The following is a 23,339-nucleotide window of genomic DNA, read 5'->3' on the forward strand; positions in this document are numbered from 1 at the left end:
GTTATCCAGGCAGGTGGGTGCGAAGGGCCGAGAGCAGGCCCTCGGCCGGTTGCAGGCGGACATCCAGTTCGGCGAGCAGCAGGTTCCGCATGTCCCTGCGGAAGCTGTCCAGCCACGCGTCCGAAACGGTCGCGGGTTCGCCGGGTTCGTTGGATGAAGGGGAAATCGCCGACGCGTTCGCGCGCAGGCGTTCGAAATGGGGGCCGAGCAGGGTGGGCGCGGCGGCCAGCAGCCGGCGTTCGCGGCGGGCCAGTGCGCGTTCCAGCGACGCGTCGACGGCGGCCAGGCGCGCCAGTTCCGCCGAGCGCGGCGCCAGCGCGTCGCGCAGGCGGGACCGCAGAAGCCCGATGGCGGTGTCCATGGACTGTTGCAGGAACAGGTAGCGCTGGCGGAAGAACAGGTAATCGGGGGAATCCTCCAAGCCGCCGCGCCGGGCGGCGGGATCGAAGGCGGAGTCTTCGTGGATGGCACGGGTCAACGCGGCGCGCACGCGGGCGCAGTCCGCTTCCACGGCTTCGGCCGAAGCCGGTTCGGCGAAAGGATCGGCGAGCGGATCGGACTCGGACCGGCTGTCCAGCGCGGTGGACAGGGCGACCGCGTGGGTCCAGTCGATCCAGTGGCTCAGCCGGTCCGACAGCGGTTGCGTGGGCGAGGGGACGTCCGTGGCCGTCAGGCGGGCCAGCAGACGGATGAACGTCGGGCCACGAATCGCCGCCCGTTGGGGGGCTTCCAACATTCGATGGGGCTGAAAAAACGCACATTTTACACGGCTTGCGTGAAGCGCTGGCCGAAGCCGCCATCCCGCCGGCCCAGCGGGCGCGGCCGCGGACGGGAGTCCGTGTGGACGATAATCATTTGCGTTTGAAGGTGCCGCTTCTCATAATTTCCGGCTCCCACCCGATTGGAAACCGCAATGCCCGCTCCTGTCCGAGGCCGCCGCAACGGCCTGCTGCTGTCGCTGATGGCGCCCTCCCTGCTGGCCTCCGCCCTGGCCCAGGCCCAGGATTCCGGCGACGCCAGGACCCTGGACAGCGTGCAGGTGGTTGCCGACCGCGCCAGCACGGCGACCAAGACCGACACCCTGCTGACCGAGACCCCGCAGTCCATCGGCGTGGTGACCTCGGACCTGTTCATCGATCGCGGCGCCAACAACCTGCAGGAAACCCTGCGCTACAGCGCCGGCGTGACCGCCGACGCCTGGGGCCTGGATACCCGCGGCGACGCCAGCACCGTGCGCGGCCTGGATCCGGTGCAGTACCTGGACGGCATGCGCAAGCTCTACAACTTCAGCCCGATGGCGCGGCCCGAGGTCTATGGCCTGGAGCGGGTGGAAGTCCTGCGCGGCCCCTCGTCGGTGCTGTACGGCGCCGGCGGCGCGGGCGGCATCATCAACGCGATGAGCAAGCGCCCGAGTTTCCAGTCCGCCGGTGAAATTGGATTGCAGGTCGGCAGTTTCGACCGCCGCCAGCTGCAGGGTGACATCACCGGCGCGCTGGGCGGTTCGGGCAACCTGGCCGGCCGGCTGGTCGGCGTGGTGCGCGATTCGGGCATGCAGACCGATCACATCGACGACGACCGCATCTACCTGGCGCCTTCGCTGACCTGGCGCGGCGAACGCAGCAACCTGACCGTGCTGGCCAGCTACCAGCGTGATCGCACCGCTTCCAGCCAGCAGTTCCTGCCGGTGGCGGCCACCCTGAAGGCGCCGCCGGGCCGTCGGCTGGATCCGTCGACCTTCCTGGGCGACAAGGATTTCGACAAGCTCGACGCGCGCCAGATCAGCGCGACCGTGCTGTTCGATCACGCCTTCAGCGACGTGATCACCTGGCGTTCCAGCCTGCGCTACATCGACTCGGAGACCGAGTTCCGCGAGCTGTTCCCGGATACCTACAGCAATCCGGAGAATCCCTTCATCGATGCCGACAACCGCGTGCTCAACCGGCTGTCGTACGGCGTGAAGCCGGACAACCGGATCCTGACCACCGACAACGCGCTGCAGTTCGATTTCGCCACCGGCGCGTTCCGCCACCTGCTGCTGGCCGGCGTGGACTACACCGACTTCCGCGAGGAGGCGCTGAGCTTCTCGGGCGCCAGTACGCCTATCGACATCTACAACCCGGTCTCCACCGGCGTCACCATCCCGGAATGGGGGCGGCTGCCCAACCAGCGCACCACCCAGACCGGCGTCTATGTGCAGGATCAGATCCGCTACGCGGACCGCGTATCGCTCGTGCTCGGTGCGCGTCGCGACCACGTGCGTTCCAAGACCCAGGGCCTGCGCGACAAGACCGACAACGAGACCACCTACCGCATCGGCGTGATCGGCGACATCGGCGCCAACCTGTCGCCGTACATCAGCTACAGCGAGTCGTTCCTGCCGGTACCTGGCCAGGATCTGTACGGCCGCGCGTTCGAGCCGATGCGCGGCGACCAGTACGAGACCGGCGTGAAGTGGCAGCCGAGCCGCAACCTGTTCGCCACCTTGGCGGTGTATCGCATCACCGAGACCAACCGCCAGACCAACGACCCGGACAACGTGCTGAACACGGTGCAGACCGGTGAAATCGAATCCAAGGGCGTGGAGCTGGAAGCCGCCTATGTGTCGGACAACGATTTCACCATTACCGCCGCCTATAGCCACAACAACGCCAAGGTCACCCGCAGCAACTTCACCCCGGAACTGGGCAAGCGCCTGAACGACACCCCGCAGGATCTGGCCTCGGTCTGGGTCGCCAAGGGCTTCGAGATCGGCGACGGCATGAAGCTGCGCGCCGGTATCGGTGGCCGTCATGTGGGTTCGACTGTCTCCACCGGCGCGAGCATCGTGGTGCGCACGCCCAGCTACACGCTGGCCGACGCGCTGCTGGAACTGCAGATGCCATCCTGGACGATGGCGCTCAACGTCACCAACCTGTTCGACAAGGCGTACTACGCGCCGTGCCGCAACTTCGGTGACTGCTTCAGCGGCAACCCGCGCATGGTGACCGGCACCGTCACCTACCGCTTCTGAGGCCCGCCATGCAGCGAAGCACGCTCAAGGCCTGGTTCCTGGTCCACAAGTGGACCAGCCTGGTGTGCACGCTGTTCCTGTTGCTGTTGTGCCTGACCGGCCTGCCGCTGGTGTTCTGGGAGGAAATCAGCCACCTCACCGGCGCCGACCCCGAAGTCGAGGCGGCGGCGCCGGGTGCGCAGCCGGCCAATATCGACGTGCTGGTGGAGAAGGCGCTGGCGAAGTATCCGGGCGACGTGCCGCTGTTCTTCGGCTGGGATGACCATTCGCCCAGCGTCTACGTCAACACCGGCGCGCGGCCGGATACGCCGCCGCCGGAGATGCACACCGCGGTGCTGCACCAGTACACGGGCGAGGTGCTGCCGGCGGCGCAGTTCAACGAAGGGGTGATGTATTTCCTCTACCGGCTGCACACCGACGTCTTCGTCGGCCTGCCGGGCATGCTGTTCCTGGGCGCGATGGCGCTGCTGTTCGCGGTGGCGATCGTGTCCGGCCTGGTGTTGTACGGTCCGTTCATGCGCAAGCTGCCGTTCGGCACGCTGCGGACTGGTCGCAGCCGCCGGCTGGCCTGGCTGGATCTGCACAACGTGCTGGGCGTGGTGACGCTGGGCTGGGCCTTCGTGGTCGGCATCACCGGCGCGATCAACACGCTCGCCGGTCCGCTGGAACAGGCGTGGCAAGCCGATCAGCTCGGCGAGTTCGCCGCGCGCTACCAGGACCGCCCGCGGCCCGGAAAGCTGGCTTCGCTGGACGCGGCGGTGGCGACGGCGCGCGCGTCCGAGCCGGACATGGTGCCGGCGTTCGTGAGCTTCCCGGGCACCGGCTACAGCGGCAACCACCACTATGGCGTGTTCATGCACGGCAACACGCCACTGACCGAACGCCTGTATCGTCCGGTGCTGATCGACGCCGAAACCGGCGAACTCACCGCCAAGCCGGAACTGCCCGGTTACATGACCACGCTGCTGCTTTCGCAGCCGCTGCATTTCGGCGACTACGGCGGCATGCCGCTGAAGATCCTGTGGGCGCTGCTGGATCTGCTGACCATCGGGGTGCTGGTGTCCGGCCTGTACTTATGGTTCAAGCGTGGTAGCACCGAGGCGCGCGTCACCGAAATCGAGCGCAGCGGCCTGATCGGCAACGGCGAGGCGCAGGCATGAGCCGGGCCCAACGCGGTCCTTCCAGTCCGTTCGTGGCACCGGCGTGGATCACGCTGGCCAGCCTGGTCGGACTGGTCAGCGCGCTGATGGGGGACGGCCTGTTCAATCTGGTGTCCTGGCTGGTGTTCACCGCGCTGGTGGCGCTGGCGATACGCGCCTGGGTCAAACGCGAGCGCGGCCGGCGTTCCTGATCTATCCCGGATCCGAATCGCGCGCGTGCAGCGCGCGTAGTGGCGACAGCACCGCCTGCGCATAGACGGCGCGGGCCTGAGCCGGATCGAAATCGGCATGGCGTCGCTTCTTGACGCCATGCCCGGACGAGGTGGCGTGTCGAACGCCACCCGTTGGCGACGAAATCAGTTGAGCACGCCGTGCGGCTGGATCCAGCCGCTGGCGATGCCGATCATCACTATCACGATCAGAGCCACGGAGAAGCCGATGCGCCGGGTCAGCGCGTTGACGGTGCGTTTGCTGCCGCCGGTGTCGACCAGCATGTAGTACAGGCCGGCGCCGAGGTTGTAGATGATGATGCCGAGAAAGCCGAGGACGAGCAGGAGTTTCATGGACGTGGTCCGGTGAAGTGGGCGCGCGTCAGCGGGCGCGCGCGGGGGAAGCGGGCATGCACCAGGCCCGCACGGCGATGGCGAGGGTCATCACCATCAGGAACAGGCCGTAGGCGACGGAGGTGGCGAGCACCTGTTTCCAGATCGCGCCGGCATTGGGATCGGCGTTGAGGAAACCCCAGTGCATGCCCCAGGCCGACAGCGCGGTGGCCAGCACCAGCGCGATGGTGTCGAACAGGCGCCGGCCGGTACCGCGCGGTTGGCGCGGGTAGATCCAGTACAGCGCGGCCAGGATCGCGAACCAGGGCAGAAACAGGATCAGGGCCAGATTGAGTTCGACCTGCGCGTTCATGGAGTCGGGGCTGCGGGAAGGAGAAGTCTGGAGGGGATCCTAGGCATTGCGGAGCAGTTGTCCAAGAATCAGAATCCCTGCCAGAAAACCGGATCAGATTTGACGCCATGTCGGTAACCGGTTGATTTGGAAGGCTCCCATGAAGCGCTACGAATCCCTGGCCGAGGACATCGCCCGCTCCATCCGTGACGGCCTGCTGCGGCCGGGCCAGCGGCTGCCGTCGGTGCGCCAGACCAGTGCCCGCCGCAAGGTCAGTCCGGCCACGGTGTTCCAGGCCTATTACCTGCTGGAAGCGCGCGGCCTGATCCGCTCGCGCCCGCGCTCGGGTTACTACGTGGCCGATGACGCGCGGCCATTGCCGCCGGAGCCCGAGCGCGCCTCGCAGCCAGCCGACGGCGCGCGGCCGGTGGACGTCAGCGAACTGGTGTTCGAGGTGCTGGAATCGGCGATGGTCCACGACGTGGTGCCGCTGGGTTCGGCGTTTCCCAGCCCGCTGCTGTATCCGCTGGACAAACTGGGCCGGGCCATGGCCGGCGCCGCGCAATCGCTGGATCCGTGGAGCACGGTGGACGATCTGACCCCCGGCAAGATCCAGCTGCGCCGGCAGATCGCGCTGCGCTACCTGATCGCCGGCGTGCAGGTGTCGGCCGACGAGATCGTCATCACCAACGGCGCGCTGGAAGCGTTGAACCTGTGCCTGCAGGCGGTCACCCGGCCCGGCGATACGGTGGTGGTGGAATCGCCCTGTTTCTATGCCGCCCTGCAGGCGCTGGAACGGCATGGCCTGCACGCGCTGGAGGTGCCCACCCATCCGCGCGAAGGCATCGACCTGGACGCGCTGGCGCAGGCCATCGAACGCCATCGTCCGGCGGCGTGCTGGCTGATGACCAGTTTCCAGAATCCGCTGGGCTGCACCCTGCCGGACGAGAAGAAGCGCGCGCTGGTGGACCTGCTCGATCGTCACGATATCCCGCTGATCGAGGACGACGTCTACGCGGAGCTGTATTTCGGCGAACGCCGCCCGCCGCCGGCCAAGGCGTTCGACCGCGGCGGACGGGTGCTGCATTGCGGATCGTTCTCCAAGAGCCTGGCGCCGGGCTATCGGGTGGGCTGGGTGGCGCCGGGTCGCTACCGGCGCGAGATCGCCCACCACAAGCTGACGTTCTCGCTGGCAACCTCGGCGCCCAGCCAGCTCGGCCTGGCCGCGTACCTGGAAAAGGGTGGCTACGAGCGCCACCTGCGGCGCCTGCGCAAGGCGCTGGAACGGCAGCGGCAGGAATACATGGGCGCGATCGCCCGGCACTTCCCCGAGGGCACGCGGATGACCCGGCCGCAGGGCGGCTACTTCCTGTGGGTGGAACTGCCGCCGCAGGTCGATGCGCTGGCCCTGCACCGGCAGGCGCTCGCCCAGGGCATCAGCCTCGCGCCCGGACCGATGTTCTCCGCCAGCCGCGCCTTCCGCCACTGCATCCGCCTCAACTATGGCCATCCGCTGGACGCACGCGCCGAACAGGCCATCACGACCCTGGGCACGCTGGCCACCGCCTTCCTGTCCCCACCTGTGGGAGCGACGTAAGTCGCGAGATTTTCCCTCAGCGGACGATTCCGGCCATCGCGACTGACGTCGCTCCCACAAGGAAAAATTCTCAAATCCTTGGCCCTGCCATCCATAACCCCACTTGTGGGAGCGACGTAAGTCGCGAGTTTTTCCTCAGGGTAAGGTTCCCGCCATTGCAACCGACATCGCTCCCGCAGGGAAAGAAGACTGCAGGACTCTTACAATACCGCCGGCATGCGCAAGATCATCCATATCGACATGGACGCGTTCTACGCGTCGGTGGAGCAGCGCGACGATCCGTCGTTGCGCGGCAAGCCGGTGATCGTGGCCTGGCGCGGCGCGCGTTCGGTGGTGTGCGCGGCCTCCTACGAGGCGCGTACCTTCGGCGTGCGCTCGGCGATGCCGGCGGTGCGCGCCGAACGGCTGTGTCCGGACGGCATCTTCGTGCCGCCGGACTTCACGCGCTACAAGGCGGTGTCGCGGCAGGTGCGCGAGATCTTCCTGCGCCAGACCGATCTGGTCGAACCGCTGTCGCTGGACGAAGCCTATCTGGACGTGACCGCGCCCAAGACCGACCTGCCTTCGGCCACCGCCATCGCCGAGGCCGTGCGCGCGCAGATCCGCGAGGAAACCGCGCTGACCGCCTCCGCCGGAGTGGCGCCGAACAAGTTCCTCGCCAAGATCGCCTCGGACTGGCGCAAGCCGGACGGCCTGTTCGTGATCAAGCCGGGTCAGGTGGACGCCTTCCTCATCCCGCTGCCGGTGGAGCGGATTCCCGGCGTCGGCAAGGTGATGCTGGGCAAGCTGCACGCGATGGGCATCCGCACCGTGGGCGAGCTGCGCGAGTGGCCGCAGATCGAACTGGAACAGCGCTTCGGCAGTTTCGGCGGCAGCCTGTTCCGGCGTGCGCGCGGCGTCGACGAGCGCCCGGTGGAACCGGATCAGCCGGTGCAGTCGATTTCCGCCGAGGACACCTTCGAGCGCGACGTGCCGCTGGCGGACATCGGCGAGGCGGTGCGGCGCCTGGCCGGCAAGACCTGGGAAGCGACCCGCAAGACCGATCGCGTCGGCCGCACCGTGGTGCTGAAGCTGAAAACCGCGCAGTTCCGCATCCTCACCCGCAGCTTCACCCCAGAAGCGCCGCCGGCCACCCTCGAGGAGTTCACCGCCATCGCGTTGGCCCTGCGCGAACGCGTGGACCTGCCGGCCGACACCCTGTACCGGCTGGTCGGCGTGGGCCTGTCCGGCTTCCGCGATCGCGAGGATGTCGTCGAGCAGCCCGGGCTGTTTGAAGACGCCTCGTAACCTGGATTTTTCCTTGTGGGAGCGACGTGAGTCGCGAGCTCTTCCGGAGTTTCCGGCTTTCCGGTATCGCGACTAGGTCGCTCCCACAAGGGAGAAAGGCAACAAGGCGCCCGGCACTCGCGGTCGAGCAGCAAGGATTGTTCGATAAATCTCCGTAACCCGGATGTCTCCCTGTGGAAGCGACGTGAGTCGCGAGCTTTTCCGGAGTTTCCGGCTTTCCGGTATCGCGACTTACGTCGCTCCCACAAGGGAGGGATGGCAAAAAAGAAAAAGCCCGGCGTCTGCCGGGCTTTTTCATGCACGCAATCAGCGCTTGGGCTGGTAGCGCAGGCTCAGGCCGTATTCGCGACCGGGCTGGTTGTACCAGGCGATGGTTTCGTATTCGCGGTCGAACACGTTGTCGACCTTGGCCAGCAACGTCCATTCCGGGGTGACCGCGTATTCCAGCCGCAGGTCGGCGGTGGCGAAGCCGCCCAGGCGGGTGGCATTGGTCAGCTCGTCGTAGCGGTAGCCCGCGCCATTGACGGTCGCGCCGACGCGGAAGTCGCCGAACGCGCGATCCACGTCGATGCGACCGGTGTTGCGCGCGCGGCGCGGCAGCAGCTTGTCGTTGTTGCTGGCGCTGCGGTTGCGCGGGTCGGTGTGGCTGATCTGGGCGGAGAGATCCCAGCCGGCCAGGGTGACGTCGACGGTGAACTCGGCGCCGCGGATGCGGGCCTCGTCCACCTGCACCATCGCGAAACTGCTGCCGTCATAGGTGATCAGATCATCGATGCGGGTCTCGTACAGATCCAGCGCCCAGCGCCAGGCGTCGCCGTTCTGGGCGATACCGACATTGAGGCTCTTCGATTTCTCCGGCTCCAGGTCGCGGTTGCCGCTCCACGGGTCGTACAGATCGCTGAAGGTCGGCGCCTTGAAACCGGTGCCGTAGGTCGCGCTGAGCTTGAAACCGCGCCCGAAGCTCATGCCCCAGCCGAGGTTGCCGGTGGTGTGGTTGCCGAATTGCTCGTTGTCGTCGTTGCGCACGCTGGCCTGCAACTGGTGGGCGCCGAACTTGCCCTGGTACTCGACGAAGCCGGCGGTGTTGCGGCGGCTGTCGGCGGCGTAGTCGGTGGTGCTGTCGAGATGGTCGATGTACCAATCCGCGCCGACGGTCAGCAACTGATCCTGGCCCAGGCCGATGTCGGCCTGCGCGCTGGCCGTGTTGCGGTGGGTGTTGTGGGTGCTGTCGTGATCGACCTCGTTGCGGTAGTTGTCGGTCTCGTTGTCGCTGCGGCCGACGTTGACGGTCAGGGCGAAGCGGTCGGTCGGCACGTAACGGACCTTGCCATTCAACACCTGCTGCACGTTCTCGGTGTAGTTGTAGTAGCCGTCGTACCGGTTCGCGCCTTCGGCGCGCAGCGCGCTGGCCTCGGCGGTCAGCGTGTCGGTCAGCTTGTAGCCGCCGCGCAGGCTGGCAGAGACGTTGCGGTAGCCGTCGCGGTCAGGTTCGTCGGCGTAGCAGCCGCGACCCTGCGATACCGAGCCGCGGCAGGCATTGATGCCATCGGTGCGCTGGTAGGCCGCGTCCGCGCCGAACCAGCCGCGCTCGCCGCCGCCGCCGAAGCCGGCGCTGGCCTGGCGCAGGCCATTGCTGCCGCCGCCGATCTGGAAGTGCGGCGCGTAGGTGCCCTGGTTGCGGCGGGTGAAGATCTGGATCACGCCGCCGATCGCCTCGGAGCCGTACAGGCTGGAGTTCGGGCCGCGCACGATCTCGATGCGATCGATCTGCGCCAGCGGCAGATCCGGGATGGCGGCGGCGGCGAAATCAGCCGAGTTCACCCGCACGCCGTCGATCAGCACCAGGGTGTGGCTGGAGTTGGTGCCGCGCAGGAACAGCGAGGTCTGCTTGCCCGGGCCACCGGCATTGGTCAGGTTGATGCCGGCGCGGCCGCGCAGCAGATCCTGCAGCGAGGTCGCCTGGCTGCGCTCGATGTCGGCGCGGTCGATGACCTGCGCCGGCGCCAGGCTGTCTTCCAGCGCGATCGCGGTGCGGGTGCTGGTGACGACGACTTCGTCCAGTTCGGTGGCGGCGTCCTGGGCGAGCGCCAGGCCCGGCAGCGCCAGGGCGACGGCCAGGGACAGGGTACGGATAGGTGGCATTGCAATCGGCTCCATGCGCCGCGCGCTCCCGCGCGGCATAACGAGGGGAGGCGGCAACGCGGGAACGGGAAGACAGCGGAAACGGCCGTACGCACGGCGCTCGCCGCCGCAACGCCCGCCGCGTCGCAACCAGTCGTCTTTCGGGCCGGTCTCCGGGCTTGCGAGCGCGATGGCGGCGCCATCGCCGGCCAGGGCGCCTTCCCGTGCGGATGCACAGTGGCGTATGCCCTGTCCTGGCTCGCTTACCGTTGCGGGGGCAGCGCCGGAATCACCCGCAGCGCCGGGATGGCGTGCGCGGGTTCACCGGCTTCCCGTTTCAACCCGGGGCGGAATCGTCCGCGGGTCACCAGAAAGCGCGGCGATCCTACCAGATACCGGTCTGGCGGATGCCGATCCTGTGGATGGGCGGGCCGCGCCCGGGCGGCAGCGCGCATCGATGGAAAGCGGGCAAGGCAAGGCATGCATCGGGGCGGGCGGGGATGGGCGCGAGGCCTCCCGTAGAATCCCGGTTCCCTCGCCGCAAGAAATCGCCTCGTGTCTTCCGACTGGATCCTCGCCGATTGCCGGCAACCTTCCCCCGAACACGCCGAACGCGCGCGCGCGCGCCAGGATCAGCTGACCAAGCCGCAGGGCTCGCTGGGCCGCATCGAGACCCTGGCGGTGGAACTGGCGGCGCTGCAACGCGCCGATCGTCCGACGCTGGCACGGGTGCCGGTGATCGTGTTCGCCGGCGATCACGGGGTGGTCGCCCAGGGCGTGTCGGCGTTTCCGTCCGAGGTGACGGTGCAGATGCTGCACAACTTCGCCCACGGCGGCGCCGCGATCTCGGTGCTGGCGCGCGAACTCGGTCTGCCGCTGCGGCTGGTGGATGCCGGCACCCGCGGCAGCCAGCCCATCGCCGGCGTACACGCCGACAAGCCCTGCCTGGGCACCCGCGACTTCAGCGTGGAAGCGGCGATGGACGAGGATGAACTCGCGCATGCGCTGGCGGCGGGCAGGCGCGCGGTGGAAGCGGCCGGCGACGCCGATCTGTTCGTGTTCGGCGAAATGGGCATCGGCAACACCACCGCGGCCAGCGCGTTGGCCTGCGCGCTGGCGGATCTGCCGCTGGAGGAACTGGTCGGCGCGGGTACCGGATTGCAGGGCGATCGGATTGCGCACAAGCAACGGGTGATCGCGGACGCGCTTGCATTGCACCGTCCGCACATCGCCGCGCACCCGCAGCCCGCGCGCGAGGCGCTGCGTCGTGTCGGTGGATTGGAAATCGCCGCGATGGCCGGCGCGATGATCGCCGCCGCCCAGCGGGGCGTACCGGTGCTGGTGGACGGTTTCATCGTCTCGGCCGCGGCACTGGCGGCGGTCCGCCTGCAACCCCAGGCGCGGCCATGGCTGCTGTTCTCGCACCAGTCCGCCGAGCGCGGCCACGCGCGCGTGCTGGCCGCGCTGGAAGCGCGCCCGCTGCTGCAACTGGATCTGCGCCTGGGCGAAGGCAGCGGCGCCGCGCTGGCGGTGCCGCTGCTGCGACTGGCCTGCGCGCTGCACGCCGGCATGGCCACCTTCGCCGAAGCCGCGGTTTCCGGACGCGACGAGACGCCATGATCCTCGACCTGGTGCGCCATGCCTCGACCGGACGCGTCGGTCATTTCGATGGCCGCACCGATCCGCCGCTGCTGCCGGGCGCCGCCGACGCGGTCTGCGGCGGTTGCACGGGCATTGCCTGGTCACGGGTGATCAGTTCGCCACGCCAGCGTGCGCTGCATACCGCGCAGGCGCTGGCCGCCGCGCAGGCGTTGCCGGTGGACATCGCCGATGACTGGGCGGAGTGGGATTTCGGCGACTGGGACGGTCGCCATCGCGACACCCTTGCGGCAGACCCGCACTCGCAGCGCGCCTTGCAGGATTTCTACCGGGATCCCGGCGCGCATCCGCCGCCCAACGCCGAACCCTGGGCCGGCTTCGAAGCACGCGTCGGTCGCGGCCTGCGCGCGCTGGCGCGACGCGAAGACACCTCGCCCGCGCTGGTGGTCAGCCATGCCGGCCCGTTGCGACTGGCGCTGGCGCTGGCCTGCGGCCTGCCGCTGGCGTCGCTGTGGGCGGTGCGCATCGATTACGGCACCCGCCTGCGCCTGCGCGTGCAGATCGATGACCGGGATCAGCTGTGGGGCGAACTGATCGAGGTGCGGCAGGCATGAGCATGCGCAAGCTGATCCTGGCGGTGCAGTTCCTGACCCGCCTGCCCACGCCGCAACTGCGCGACTTCCGCGAGGAAGAACTGAGCCGCACGGCGGTGTATTTCCCGCTGGTGGGCGTGCTGATCGGCGCGTTGGTGGCGCTGCCGCTGTGGGCGCTGGACGCGCGCCCGTGGCTGGCCGGCCTGCTGGCCTTGCTGGCCTGGGTGTGGGTGACCGGCGCATTGCACCTGGACGGGCTGGGCGACGTGGCCGACGCCTTCGGTGCCGCGCATCGCGATCCGCAGCGCTTCCTGGAAGTGCTGAAGGATCCGCACATGGGCGTGTTCGGCGTGGTCACCGTGGTCATGCAGGTGCTGGCCAAGTTCGTGCTGCTGGCCGAACTGGCCGATGGCGCGTGGCTGTGGGGCGTGCTGCTGGTACCTGCGTGGGCGCGCTGGGCCACCACGCTGTTGTGGAGCCGCTGGTTGCCGCCGCTGCATGCGGGCATGGCCGAGCGCTTCGCCTGGTACCGCAACGAAGGCGCGTACTGGGATTGGGCGTGGGGCGTGGCGCTGGCGGCGATCAGCCTGTGGCTGGCGCCGCCGTTGCTGGCGTGCCTGCTGCTGGCACCGTTGACCGCGTGGTACTGGAAGCGCCGCCTCGGCGGCATCTCCGGCGACTGCCTCGGCGCCAGCACCGAGGTGCTGGAAACGCTGCTGCTGTTGGCGCTGGCGCTCGCGCCGGCGGCGTGGCGCCTGTCCTGAGGCGGATCAGTCGTCCTGTTCGCCGCCGCCCGGCGAGTCGAACAGGTTCATCGAAGGCGCGCTGCCTTCATCTTCCTGCCCATGGGTGGTGGTGGTCACCGGCGCGGCTGCCGGACGGCCACGGGGTGGCGGCAGCAGCGCGGCGGCGGCGTCGTAGGCCACCAGCAGTTCGCTGCGGCGTTCCTCCGGCAGGTGCTGCCAATGGCAGTCCAGCAGTGCGCCTTCCAGCGCGTACAGCAGGTTGAGGCTGGGACGGAAACCGGCGCGCTTGACCCGCATGAAGGCTTCCACCGAACCGGCCGCCACCAGATCCTCCTGCGTGCGCAGGCCGACCTGGCGCAGCCAGGCCGCCGATTTGGGACCGATATTGCGCATCTTCGCGGTGCTGATGCTCATGCCAGCGTCTCCACGTAGATGGCGGCGATGGCTTCCAGCCCGCGTTGATCTTCCTCGTCGAAACGCGCCAACTGCGGGCTGTCCAGATCCAGCACGCCGATCAGGCGATCGCCCTTGACCAGCGGCACCACCAGTTCCGAGCGCGAGGCGCTGTCGCAGGCGATATGGCCGGGGAAGGCCTCCACGTCTTCCACCCGCTGGGTCTGGCGGGTGCGCGCGGCCGCGCCGCACACGCCCTTGTCCAGGGCGATGCGCACGCAGGCGGGCAGGCCCTGGAAAGGACCGACCACCAGTTCGGTGCCGTCGTGGAAATAGAAACCGGCCCAGTTGAGATCCGGCAGCGCGTGGTAGACCAGCGCCGACAGGTTGGCGGCGTTGGCGATGCGGTCGCTTTCGCCGCTGAGCAGGGCGCGCGCCTGGGCGGCCAGCTGCGCGTATTGTTCCGGTTTGCTGCCGGTCAGGGTCTGGCTGGTGAAGGACATCACTGGATTCTAGCCCGAACCCGCGAGGGGGCCGGTGCGCCGGGAATGGTTGGATTGATGAAGACAACGTGATGACCGGCCAAAACAGGACGCGCCGGCGTCGGAATGTTCCGCTGGCACGCGGCTGCCTTCGCCGGACCGGCCCGCTACGATGGGCGGCCACGCGCCGACGGGGCGCATCGCCACAGGAAACGGATGCACAGCTTCTTCGTCACCGGCACCGATACCGGGGCAGGCAAGACCTTCGCCAGCAGCAGCCTGCTATATGCCCTGCGTGGTCGGGGCCTTCGCGCGGTCGGGATGAAACCGGTCGCCAGCGGCTGCGAACGCACCGTGGACGGTTGGCGCAACGAGGATGCGCTGGCGTTGCTGGCTGCCAGCGATCCGCGTCCGGCCTATGCCGATCTCAATCCCTATGCGTTACCCGCGCCGCTCGCCCCGGAGATCGCCGCGCGGGAAGCCGGCGTGGTCCTGGCGTTGCCGCCGATCGTGGATGCCTTCCAGCGGTTGCGGGCGCAGGCGGACGTGGTGGTGGTGGAAGGCGTGGGCGGCTGGGCGGCGCCGCTGTCGGCGTCGCTGGATCAGGTCGATCTGGTGCGCGCGCTGCGCCTGCCGGTGGTGCTGGTGGTGGGCATGCGGCTGGGTTGCCTCAACCATGCGCGGCTGACCGCGCGCGCCATCCGTGCCGACGGTGCGGAGCTGATCGGCTGGATCGCCAGCGAAGTGGATCCGGAGATGGCGCGGCGGGACGAGAACTTCGAACTGCTGAAGGCGCGCATCGATGCGCCGTGCTGGGGGCGCTTGATGCATGCCGCGCCGGCGGATCCGGCGGTGGGGGCGGGGCGGTTGGTGTTGCCGGGGTGATGGGGAGTGTGGGGTTTTAGGGGTGTTGGTTTGCCGCCCAAAGCGCCCCCATCCGCCCTTCGGGCACCTTCCCCCGCGGGCGGGGGAAGGATTCGCTCAAAGAAAAGGCCCGGCAGCGGGGAGGCGCTGGCCGGGCCGGATTGCGCGGCGGGAGGGGAGTCCGCGCAATGTAGAGAGAACTTTGAAGCGGTATTACTTGGCGGCCTTGGCAGCCTTGGTCGCCTTGGCCACGGTGGCCTGGACGTTGTCGGTGGCGGCTTCGTACTGGGACTTGGCCAGCTGGCCGAAGGCTTCACCGGTCTTCAGCGCCAGACCGAACACTTCCTGGCCGGCGGCGACGAGGCGCTCGGTGTTGTCCTTGGCGATCTGCACGCCCTTCGGCCACAGGGTCTTGTAGCTGTCGAGATCACGCACTTCGGCCAGCTCGCCGAAGAAGGCGGTGGTGGCGTCGACGTTCTTCTCGAAGGTCTTCAGCTGGACGCCGAAGATGGTCTCGGCGCTTTCCAGGGCCAGACGGTTCGCGCGGGCAGCGGCCGCCGCGAACTGGTGCGTGTAGGTGCTGAACTGCTCGTTGAACTGTGCGGACATGGTGCACTCCAAAAGGGAATACGAGGATGTTGCGGCGCAGCATATCGAGGTCTTTGTTGCGGTGCAATAACAGGCGTATGGTTTTCCGACGAACGGTCAGTCCCCGTTAAAAATCAGCGGTTTGCGGGACAAAGCTGAACAGGGGAAGGCGAGGACGGGAAGCCACGGTTGCGCGGGAAACGGGCGTGCACAGGCGCACCGCCACGGTGCAAACGTTTTCTTCCGGGTTTCCAAGGATTCGCGTGGTCGGCGAGGCCAGCCGTTTTCGACCATGCGATACGGTGCCCCTACCCAGCGACCGGCCTGTCGCCGGTCTGGGCGCTCAGCCGCGATAACGACTGCCGGCGGTGCAGGTTTCGTGGACCACGACTTCGCTCAGGCCGGGCAGGGCGGGCTTGAGCTGTTCCCAGATCCATGCGGCCAGGCGCTCGCTGGTCGGGTTCTCCAGACCGGGAATATCGTTGAGGTAGTGGTGATCCAGGCGGTCGTAGATCGGCTTGAACGCGGCCTTGATGTCGGCGAAGTCCATCACCCAGCCGGTGTGCGGATCGATGTCGCCGGAAACGTGCAGTTCCACCCGAAACGAATGGCCGTGCAGGCGCGCGCACTTGTGCCCCTCCGGCACGTTGGGCAGGCGGTGCGCGGCTTCCAGGGTGAAGATCTTGAAAATATCCATGCGCGTATTGTCCGCTGCGGCGCATGAAGGCGGCAAATCCGGCGTCGCCCGCTGTGTCGGGCTTCTTTCGGAAATCCATCTTCACTGGATTGTAACGATTCGCATTTGCATTTAAGATGCGCCCGGCAGCCAGCAGCCGTCCCCGGTTCCGCCAGCGATTCCGTCCCCTCAGGAACCGATGATGAAACCGCTGACCCTGCTGACCGGCGCGCTCGCCTGGGCCGCCTTCGCGACCGCCTCCGCCCACACGCCCTATCTCTCGCCCAGCAACTTCGCCCCGCAGGCCGGCGAAACGCTGGCGCTCGACGCCGCCTTCGCCGAAACCTTCTTCGTGCCCGAAGCCGCGTTCGACAACAGCCGCTTCGTGATCATCGGGCCGGACGGCGCCAGCGCCGCGCCGGACACGGTGCAGGTGTTCAAGACCCGCGCGGTCGCCGAGCACCGCATGCCGCAGTACCGGTTCAGCACCGGGCCGCGCCTGGGCGCGCTGTTCCGCACCTGGGAGGCCGGCGGCAAGCGCGAGAGTTCGCGCGATCCGGCGGTGAAGATCCCGGCCGGCGCCAAGATCCTGTCCAACTTCCAGTCACTTACCCTCGCCGAGACCTACGTCAGCATCGGCGCGCCGGATACCGCGGCGCTGCGCGCGCGCGGGCAGGGGCTGGAGTTCGTGCCGGTCGATCATCCCAACGATCTGTACGTGGGCGAGTCGTTCGCCTTTGTCGTCCAGCATGACGGCAAGCCGCTGGCCAACCAGCCGGTCGAGATCACCGAGGCGGTCTGGACGTCGGATCGCAAGGCGCAGGTCGTGAACCTGACCACCGACGCCGAAGGCCGGGTGAGTTTTCCATTGCAGCGCGCCGGCACCTGGCTGGCGTTGTCGCGTCATCGCACGCCGGCCCCGGCCGGCGCGCCGGTGGCTGAATACAGCCACAGCTACACCCTGACCTTCCGCGTGCTCGAACCCTGAGCCGCCTTTCCGGATCCGCTGGAGTCCCTCGATGAAAACCGCCTTCCTCACCGGCGCGGTCGCCACCGCGCTGCTGCTTCCCCTCGCCGCCAATGCCTGGCAATCGCCGCCCGCGCGCCCGCTGGTGGTGGGCCACAGCGACAACATCACCGCCTTCATCGCCCAGCATGACGGCAACGGCGATGGTCGCCTGGGCTGGGAGGAATTCGACGCCTTCCGCCGCCAGCGCTTCGATGCCACCGATGCCAACCGCGACGGCAGCGTGGACGTGGAAGAATACGTGCGCGAGTTCGAAACCCGATCGCGGCAGGCGCGCGAACAGGCACGCGAAAACCAGATCATCCAGACCGGCCGCCGCTTCGACGCGCTGGATGCGGATCGCGACGGGCGCGTGTCGCGGGCCGAGTTCGACGCTTCCGGCGAACGCGTGTTCGCCGAAGGCCGGAAGGCGCTGGAAATGGAAAACGCCGAACTGGCGAAGAGCGGCGACGCGGCCACCGAACGCGCCGCGCGCGCCGAGCGCAGGCGCAGCCGGATGGAGTTGCCCAGCGCGCATACCGGCGATGGCTTCCTGGCGCTGTACGACGGCAACGGCGACGGCCAGGTCGAACGCGCGGAATTCGATCGCGCCCGCGCCGGACAATTCGAACGCACCGACGCCAACCGGGACGGCGCGCTGGACCGCGAGGAATACCTGACGGAATTCCGCCAGCGCCTGGACCAGCACTACGCCGCGCTGGGTGGCGGTTCGGACAAGCAGACGCGCGTGCGTTTCGCCGCCCTGGACACGGACAAGGATGGCCGGATGACCTTCGCCGAGTACCAGGTGTCCGGTCGGCGCAGTTTCGACGCCGCGGACCGCAACCACGACGGCGTGGTCGACGCGGCCGACGCGGCGTTGCCGCCGCCGGCACGGCCGGCCCGCACCGCCGCGGGACGCTGACAGGCACCGGCATGGGGATGCCGATGAACACCGCATCGCTCCAGGGGATGTCCCCATGCGCGCGTCCTGCGCGGCGCCTTCCGTCGCGACGGCGCGTCGATCCCTGCCAACACCCGCGATAGCGGGCGTCACCCCACTTCCCGCATCGCCCGTGCGCGATGCCTTTCCCAGCAACGCAGGACCGCCGATGGCGGCGGCAGCCAGGACCGGAGCGCTCCCATCGAAGCGCGCATTTCCCTTCCCGACTGTCGGAGTTCCACCATGAAGCTGCCCCCCAGCCTGCTCGCGCTGGCCATCGCGTCGAGCCTGTCCTTCCCCCTGCACGCGGAAACCCCGTCCGATGCCGACGGCACCAGGACCTTCGACCCCGTCGAGGTCAAGGCCGCGCGTGAGAAGCGCAAGTCCGCCAACCAGAACGTCACCGTCATCGACGCCCGCCAGATGGAAAACGAGATGGCGGAGAGCATGGAAGACGTCATCCGCTACATCCCCGGCGTCAGCATCGTCGACCTAGGTCGCTTTGGCGACAACGGCTTCAACATCCGCGGCATCGAGGGCGATCGCGTCGCCTTGACCATCGATGGCCTGGGCATGGCCGAGAGCCTGGAGACGGCGCGCAGCTACGAATTCTTCCGCGCCGGGCGCGGTGGCCTGGACATCGATTCGCTGAAGACCGTGGAAGTGATCAAGGGACCGGATTCGATCGCCGCCGGCAGCGGCGCGCTGGGCGGCGCGGTGGTGTTCACCACCAAGGCTCCGGCCGACTACCTGAAGCAGGAAGGCAATGACACCCATGTCGGCATGAAACTGGGATACACCAGCCACAACGACGAGAAACTCGGCTCGCTGACCCTGGCCAACCGCACCGGCATCGTCGAATCGATGCTGGTCTACACCCGGCGCAAGGCGCACGAATCCGAGGGCTGGTTCTCGAACACCGCGGTGGCAACCGGCAGCGCGCGCCGGTTGCCGGATCCGATCGATCACGACAGCACCAACGTGCTGGCCAAGGTCGATTTCGTGATCAGCGATGCGCACCGGTTGGGCGTGGTCTATGAGCGCAACCGGGTGGACAACCTGGTCGAGAACCTGAGCCGGGTCAGCGGGCCCGGCTACCTGGAGCGCTGGGGCGACGACAGCAGCGAACGTGACCGCTACGGCATCCGCTACCGGTGGGATGCCGGCAACGCCATGTTCGACACCCTGGAGTTGCAGGCCGATCGCCAGGAGACCAAGAGCCGCGGCATCACCCGCATCCTGACCGGCAGCGGCGCTTCCAGCACGCCGGCCACGCCGGTCACCACGCCGTGCACGCTCGCGCTGACCTGCCGGCGCGCCGAGGACCGCACCACCGAGCAGAGCCTGGACCGGGTGGCGCTGGACTTCGACAAGGCCCTGGACACCGGGTCGGCCAGGCACGCGCTGGTCTATGGCGCGGCCTGGCAGCAGCGCGACATAGACTTCCTTGCCATCGACTATCGCTGGAACAACGCCGGGGCGCTGGACACCGCCACCGTGGACCCGGCGCAGGTGCCAAAGACCGATGCGACCTCCTGGAACCTGTATTTGCGCGATCGCATCGGCTTCCTGGAAGACCGCCTGCAGCTGACCCTGGGCGCGCGCTACGACCGCTATGACTACTCGCCGCGGGTGGGTGGCACCTTCCTGGATCCCACCGGCAGCGTGCGCGACGTCAGTTTCGCCTCGCCCACCTGGCAGGCCGGCATCAGCTACCGGTTCCTGCCCAACCAGTCGCTGTGGTTGCAGGCCGGGCGCGGTTTCCGCGCGCCGACCACCGGCGAGATGTACGCGCCCACCAGCACCACCCAGATCACCGAAGTGGGAACCGGCAACACCGTGCTGGTGCCAACCGCGGCGGCCAATCCGGATCTGGAGGCGGAAAAGAGCCTGAGCGTGGAACTGGGCTATCGCTGGGAAAGCGACAACGCGCGTTTCGGCATCTCGGTGTTCCGTGATCGCTACGACAACTTCATCGAAAACACGCGGGTGACCGCCAATCCAGGCACCGAATACCGCACCTGCTCGCGCGGTACCTGCACCACCCGGCTCGGCTACGACTACAACACGCCGGCCAACGTCGGCGAAGTCACCGTGAAGGGCGTGGAGCTGGAAGGCCTGTGGCGACTGGGCGACGCCTGGCTGCTGCGTACGGCGTGGTCGCACAACGAGGGCGAGCAGAAGAACGGACGCCCGCTGGACAGCATCAACCCGGACAAGGGCGTGCTGGGCCTGAGCTGGCAGGGCTGGGATGACCGCCTGCGCATCACCGGCAACCTGACCCATTCGCTGGCCAAGAAGGGCCGCGACGTGGATCTTCAGCCGGACGTGTTCGGCCAGGTGCCGCAGCGCTTCCTGAGCGATGCCTACACCACGATCGATCTGTTCGGCAGCCTGCGCGTGAACGATCACCTGCGCATCAACGCCGGCGTGTACAACCTGATGGACGAGCGCTACTACCCGTGGGCGCGCATCCGCAACGTCACCCGCGGCGACTTCTACCTGTACGGCTACGCCACCGACGACGGCATCGGCCGCTACAGCGAACCGGGCCGCAACTATCGCGTGTCGGTGTCGTACAGCTTCTGAGCGGGTTCCGTTTCCGCCGCGCGTCCATCGCGCCTGCCGGAAACGAAAAAGCCGCGTCGACGGACGTCGACGCGGCTGATCGGAGACGGCCTTCGCTGGAGCGATCAGCGTCCGGAACCACCCCCACGGCCACCGCGGGCGCCACGGCCTTCCTGGCGACGGCCCTGGCCCTGCGGCTTGGGACCGCCGGCATGGGCATGCCGCGGCGGGGCGGCGTGCGGACGGCGGTTGTGCTTGCGCGGTGCCTTGTTGCCGGCGGGACGATCGTCGCGGCCGGCCTGCGAGTTGCCCCAGCGGATCGGCACCTGCGGTTCGAAGCCCGGCACTTCCACGATGTCCAGATCGCGCTTGAGCATGCGGTTGATCTGGCGCAGCAGCTTGGCTTCGTCCTGGGCGACGATCGAAATCGCCTCGCCCTGCGCGCCGGCGCGGCCGGTGCGGCCGATGCGGTGCACGTAGTCCTCGGCCACCATCGGCAGGTCGAAGTTGATCACCCGCGGCAGCTGATCGATGTCGATGCCGCGCGCGGCGATGTCGGTGGCGACCAGCACGTTGACGCGGCCGGCCTTGAAATCGCCCAACGCACGCAGGCGCGCACCCTGCGACTTGTTGCCGTGGATGGCGGCGGCGCGCACGCCGCTCTTTTCCAGGAACGTCGCCAGCTTGTCGCAGCCGTGCTTGGTGCGGCCGAACACCAGCGTCTGCACGCGGCTGTCCGCGGCCAGCAGGTGCAGCAGCAGTTCGCGCTTGCGGCCGCCGTCGACCGGATGCACGCGGTGGGCGATGGTGTCGGCGACGGTGTTGTTCGGGGTCACCTGCACCTGCTGCGGCTCGCGCATGAACTCCAGCGCCAGATCGCGAATCGGATCGGCGAACGTGGCCGAGAACAGCAGGGTCTGCCGGTTCTGGCGCGGCAGCTTGGCGAGGATGCGCTTGATCGAGGGCAGGAAACCCATGTCGAGCATGCGATCGGCCTCGTCCAGCACCAGCACCTCGATGCCGGACAGGTCGATGCTGCGGCGCTCGATGTGATCGATCAGGCGGCCCGGGCAGGCGATCACCAGATCCACGCCACGGCGCAGCGCGTCCAGCTGGTTGCCCATGCCGACGCCGCCGTAGATGGTGGTGCTGGGGATGCGCAGGTATTTGCCGTAGGTACGCAGGCTGTCGTGCACCTGCACGGCCAGTTCGCGGGTCGGGGTCAGGATCAGCGCGCGCGGCTTGCGGCCGCCGCGCGGGGCGACTTCCTGCGGGGTGGTGGCCAGGTACTGGATCAGCGGCAGGCCGAACGCGGCGGTCTTGCCGGTGCCGGTCTGGGCGCCGGCCAGCAGGTCGTGACCCGCCAGCGCCAGCGGAATGGCCTGGGCCTGGACGGGGGTGGGCTCGGTGTAGCCCTGCTCGTCCAGCGCGCGCAGCAGTGCCGGCGCCAGGCCGAGGGATTCGAACGTCATTGCGGAATACTCCAAAGGCGGCGGACGCCACCCGCGCCGACAACGCGCGGTCAGGCGCGGCGGCGATGGCGGATCGGCCGTTTACCCGTAGCGTTCCCTGGAAACCGCGCTGCGAGAGGGGAAAAAGGCGGAAGACGCCACATGGCGACTCCGGGTTTGCACAGCGAAAGCAGTCGGAGTGGGGCGGATGCGGGACCGCGGGGGACCGGCATCGGCGGACCGTCGGGGAAACGAACGGCCGCTGGCAAACGGCGCGCACTTTAACCGATTCCGGGCGCCAGCGGGGATTTTATGGACCGGGAGGGGCGGTTTTCCGTTCAGCCGAAAGGAATGCCGCGCCGGGCCGATATACTATAAGCCCCTGTTTTCTCGACCCGACCGCCCCCATGAGCCTGCGCGTACTGCGTCACAACGGACAGCCCGTTGTCCCCGGGAGCCGAGGGGACGCCGATCCCCTGGCCGGCCCGGCCCAGGGCGACTGCGTCGGTTGCCAGGTCCGCCACCTGGCGGTCTGCGCGGCACTGCCGCTGGACCAGGCGCGGGCGCTGGAGACCCTGGCCGGCGACATTCCGCTCAAGGCCGGCGAAGTGCTGGCGCGGGAAGGCGACTCCCGCCGCGAGGTGTTCACCGTCACCGCCGGCGCGCTGCGCCGGATCCGCCTGCTGGCCGACGGCCGCCGGCTGGTGGCCGGCTTCCTGATGCCGGGCGATTTCATCGGCTTCAGCGGCGCCACCCACTACCGCCATTCGATCGAGGCGATCGTCGACAGCGAGCTGTGCGCCTTCACCATGCAGGACATGCGCACGTTGTGCGCGCGCTATCCGGAACTGGAGCGCGAATTGCTGGAACGCGCCTGCGTGGAGCTGGACGCCACCCGCGACAACCTGATGTCGCTGGCGCGGATGACCCCGCTGGAGCGGCTGGCCTCGTTCCTGCTGGACATGCACGCGCGCCGCCGCCGCCAGGGCTACAGCGGCGACGAGGTGGTGCTGCCGATGTCGCGCACCGACATCGCCGACTACCTGGGCCTGACCGTGGAAACCGTCAGCCGCAGCTTCACCCGCCTGCGCCAGGACGGCCTGATCGCCACCGACGACCCGCACCGGGTGAGCCTGAAGGATCGCAAGCGCCTGGCCGCGCTCGCCGAAATGCGCGAGTAAGCCGGCGTCGTCCGCTCGAAATACATGCGTGGCGCGGAGCTTGCTCCGCTTTCCTTTTGCCTGTTGTGCTGATGATGGCTTGACGTGCGCGTGAGGCATCGCGGAGCGGAGCGAGCTCCGCTCTACGAGGACGCGATGTGGTTTGGCGTGGAGCGGTGCTTGCTCCGCTTTCTTTTTGCC

The 23,339-nt window shown here is 68.3% G+C and carries 22 protein-coding genes and 1 riboswitch; of the genes, 13 read left to right on the forward strand and 9 right to left on the reverse strand.

Annotated features, from left to right (window positions below; genetic code table 11):
• Position 1: 1 nt before the first annotated feature.
• Positions 2-736 (reverse strand): DUF3348 domain-containing protein, encoded by a 735-nt coding sequence (locus IB228_RS15495; protein WP_192199112.1) that lies wholly within the window; start codon positions 734-736, stop codon positions 2-4.
• 177 nt (positions 737-913) lie between these two features.
• Here IB228_RS15495 and IB228_RS15500 point away from each other — a divergent pair, with 177 nt between their 5' ends.
• Genes IB228_RS15500 through IB228_RS15510 form a run of 3 tightly spaced genes read left to right on the forward strand, consistent with a single transcriptional unit; the run spans position 914 to position 4,361 of the window.
• Positions 914-3,010, forward strand: coding sequence for a TonB-dependent siderophore receptor (locus tag IB228_RS15500; protein WP_192199113.1), 2,097 nt, complete (start codon positions 914-916; stop codon positions 3,008-3,010).
• Positions 3,011-3,018: 8 nt separating this feature from the next.
• Positions 3,019-4,170, forward strand: coding sequence for a PepSY-associated TM helix domain-containing protein (locus IB228_RS15505; RefSeq protein WP_192199114.1), 1,152 nt, complete (start codon positions 3,019-3,021; stop codon positions 4,168-4,170).
• Positions 4,167-4,361: a hypothetical protein gene (locus IB228_RS15510; protein WP_192199115.1), complete on the forward strand. Its 195-nt coding sequence runs from the start codon at positions 4,167-4,169 to the stop codon at positions 4,359-4,361. The genes IB228_RS15505 and IB228_RS15510 overlap by 4 nt, the downstream gene beginning before the upstream one ends.
• A 165-nt stretch (positions 4,362-4,526) precedes the next feature.
• Here IB228_RS15510 and IB228_RS15515 read toward each other — a convergent pair whose 3' ends face one another.
• A complete protein-coding gene (locus IB228_RS15515) occupies positions 4,527-4,733 on the reverse strand; it encodes a twin transmembrane helix small protein (protein ID WP_183640831.1) in 207 nt (68 codons plus the stop codon).
• 28 nt (positions 4,734-4,761) lie between these two features.
• On the reverse strand, positions 4,762-5,085 hold the full coding sequence (locus IB228_RS15520) for a hypothetical protein (RefSeq protein WP_192199116.1): 324 nt from the start codon (positions 5,083-5,085) through the stop codon (positions 4,762-4,764).
• A 139-nt stretch (positions 5,086-5,224) separates the two neighbouring features.
• Between IB228_RS15520 and IB228_RS15525 the strand changes: the two genes are divergently transcribed.
• Both IB228_RS15525 and dinB read left to right on the forward strand, forming a co-directional pair.
• On the forward strand, positions 5,225-6,661 hold the full coding sequence (locus IB228_RS15525; protein ID WP_192199117.1) for a PLP-dependent aminotransferase family protein: 1,437 nt from the start codon (positions 5,225-5,227) through the stop codon (positions 6,659-6,661).
• A 216-nt stretch (positions 6,662-6,877) separates the two neighbouring features.
• A complete protein-coding gene (gene dinB, locus IB228_RS15530) occupies positions 6,878-7,948 on the forward strand; it encodes a DNA polymerase IV (protein ID WP_192199118.1) in 1,071 nt (356 codons plus the stop codon).
• A gap of 306 nt (positions 7,949-8,254) precedes the next feature.
• On the opposite strand, the gene btuB is transcribed toward dinB, so the two are convergent.
• Positions 8,255-10,090 carry a TonB-dependent vitamin B12 receptor gene (btuB, locus tag IB228_RS15535; protein WP_192199119.1) on the reverse strand — a complete coding sequence of 612 codons (1,836 nt, stop codon included), beginning with the start codon at positions 10,088-10,090 and terminating at the stop codon, positions 8,255-8,257.
• A gap of 125 nt (positions 10,091-10,215) precedes the next feature.
• Positions 10,216-10,456: riboswitch (cobalamin riboswitch) on the reverse strand.
• A 168-nt stretch (positions 10,457-10,624) separates the two neighbouring features.
• On the opposite strand from btuB, the gene cobT reads away from it, so the two are divergent.
• From cobT to cobS, 3 genes are read left to right on the forward strand one after another with little or no spacing between them, the layout of a single operon-like run.
• Positions 10,625-11,689, forward strand: coding sequence for a nicotinate-nucleotide--dimethylbenzimidazole phosphoribosyltransferase (gene cobT, locus IB228_RS15540; RefSeq protein ID WP_192199120.1), 1,065 nt, complete (start codon positions 10,625-10,627; stop codon positions 11,687-11,689).
• Positions 11,686-12,282: a histidine phosphatase family protein gene (locus IB228_RS15545; protein WP_183640843.1), complete on the forward strand. Its 597-nt coding sequence runs from the start codon at positions 11,686-11,688 to the stop codon at positions 12,280-12,282. Before cobT ends, IB228_RS15545 begins: the two co-directional genes overlap by 4 nt.
• On the forward strand, positions 12,279-13,025 hold the full coding sequence (cobS, locus tag IB228_RS15550) for an adenosylcobinamide-GDP ribazoletransferase (protein ID WP_225562484.1): 747 nt from the start codon (positions 12,279-12,281) through the stop codon (positions 13,023-13,025). The genes IB228_RS15545 and cobS overlap by 4 nt, the downstream gene beginning before the upstream one ends.
• 6 nt (positions 13,026-13,031) lie before the next feature.
• Here the strand turns inward: cobS and IB228_RS15555 are convergent, their stop codons facing one another.
• On the reverse strand, positions 13,032-13,415 hold the full coding sequence (locus IB228_RS15555) for a TfoX/Sxy family protein (protein ID WP_141454604.1): 384 nt from the start codon (positions 13,413-13,415) through the stop codon (positions 13,032-13,034).
• Between the two features lie 2 nt (positions 13,416-13,417).
• Positions 13,418-13,903, reverse strand: a complete 486-nt coding sequence (locus tag IB228_RS15560) for a GAF domain-containing protein (protein WP_192199121.1) — start codon at positions 13,901-13,903, stop codon at positions 13,418-13,420.
• A 195-nt stretch (positions 13,904-14,098) separates the two neighbouring features.
• On the opposite strand from IB228_RS15560, the gene bioD reads away from it, so the two are divergent.
• Positions 14,099-14,767 (forward strand): dethiobiotin synthase, encoded by a 669-nt coding sequence (gene bioD, locus IB228_RS15565; protein WP_192199122.1) that lies wholly within the window; start codon positions 14,099-14,101, stop codon positions 14,765-14,767.
• A gap of 192 nt (positions 14,768-14,959) precedes the next feature.
• Here the strand turns inward: bioD and IB228_RS15570 are convergent, their stop codons facing one another.
• Both IB228_RS15570 and queD read right to left on the reverse strand, forming a co-directional pair.
• Positions 14,960-15,355, reverse strand: a complete 396-nt coding sequence (locus tag IB228_RS15570) for a phasin family protein (RefSeq protein WP_183640850.1) — start codon at positions 15,353-15,355, stop codon at positions 14,960-14,962.
• Between the two features lie 322 nt (positions 15,356-15,677).
• Positions 15,678-16,031: a 6-carboxytetrahydropterin synthase QueD gene (gene queD, locus IB228_RS15575; RefSeq protein WP_141454267.1), complete on the reverse strand. Its 354-nt coding sequence runs from the start codon at positions 16,029-16,031 to the stop codon at positions 15,678-15,680.
• A gap of 181 nt (positions 16,032-16,212) precedes the next feature.
• On the opposite strand from queD, the gene IB228_RS15580 reads away from it, so the two are divergent.
• The 3 genes from IB228_RS15580 to IB228_RS15590 all read left to right on the forward strand — a co-directional run bounded on the left by IB228_RS15580 (position 16,213) and on the right by IB228_RS15590 (position 20,548).
• Positions 16,213-16,998 (forward strand): DUF4198 domain-containing protein, encoded by a 786-nt coding sequence (locus IB228_RS15580; protein WP_192199123.1) that lies wholly within the window; start codon positions 16,213-16,215, stop codon positions 16,996-16,998.
• Positions 16,999-17,029: 31 nt separating this feature from the next.
• Positions 17,030-17,941, forward strand: coding sequence for an EF-hand domain-containing protein (locus tag IB228_RS15585; protein WP_192199124.1), 912 nt, complete (start codon positions 17,030-17,032; stop codon positions 17,939-17,941).
• Positions 17,942-18,202: 261 nt separating this feature from the next.
• Positions 18,203-20,548, forward strand: coding sequence for a TonB-dependent hemoglobin/transferrin/lactoferrin family receptor (locus tag IB228_RS15590; protein ID WP_192199125.1), 2,346 nt, complete (start codon positions 18,203-18,205; stop codon positions 20,546-20,548).
• Positions 20,549-20,652: 104 nt separating this feature from the next.
• On the opposite strand, the gene IB228_RS15595 is transcribed toward IB228_RS15590, so the two are convergent.
• On the reverse strand, positions 20,653-21,999 hold the full coding sequence (locus IB228_RS15595) for a DEAD/DEAH box helicase (RefSeq protein ID WP_183640858.1): 1,347 nt from the start codon (positions 21,997-21,999) through the stop codon (positions 20,653-20,655).
• A gap of 386 nt (positions 22,000-22,385) precedes the next feature.
• Between IB228_RS15595 and IB228_RS15600 the strand changes: the two genes are divergently transcribed.
• On the forward strand, positions 22,386-23,159 hold the full coding sequence (locus IB228_RS15600; RefSeq protein WP_183640860.1) for a helix-turn-helix domain-containing protein: 774 nt from the start codon (positions 22,386-22,388) through the stop codon (positions 23,157-23,159).
• Positions 23,160-23,339 lie beyond the last annotated feature (180 nt).

It is taken from the genome of Pseudoxanthomonas sp. PXM04, from assembly GCF_014851695.1.
Taxonomy (GTDB): Bacteria; Pseudomonadota; Gammaproteobacteria; order Xanthomonadales; family Xanthomonadaceae; genus Pseudoxanthomonas_A; species Pseudoxanthomonas_A beigongshangi.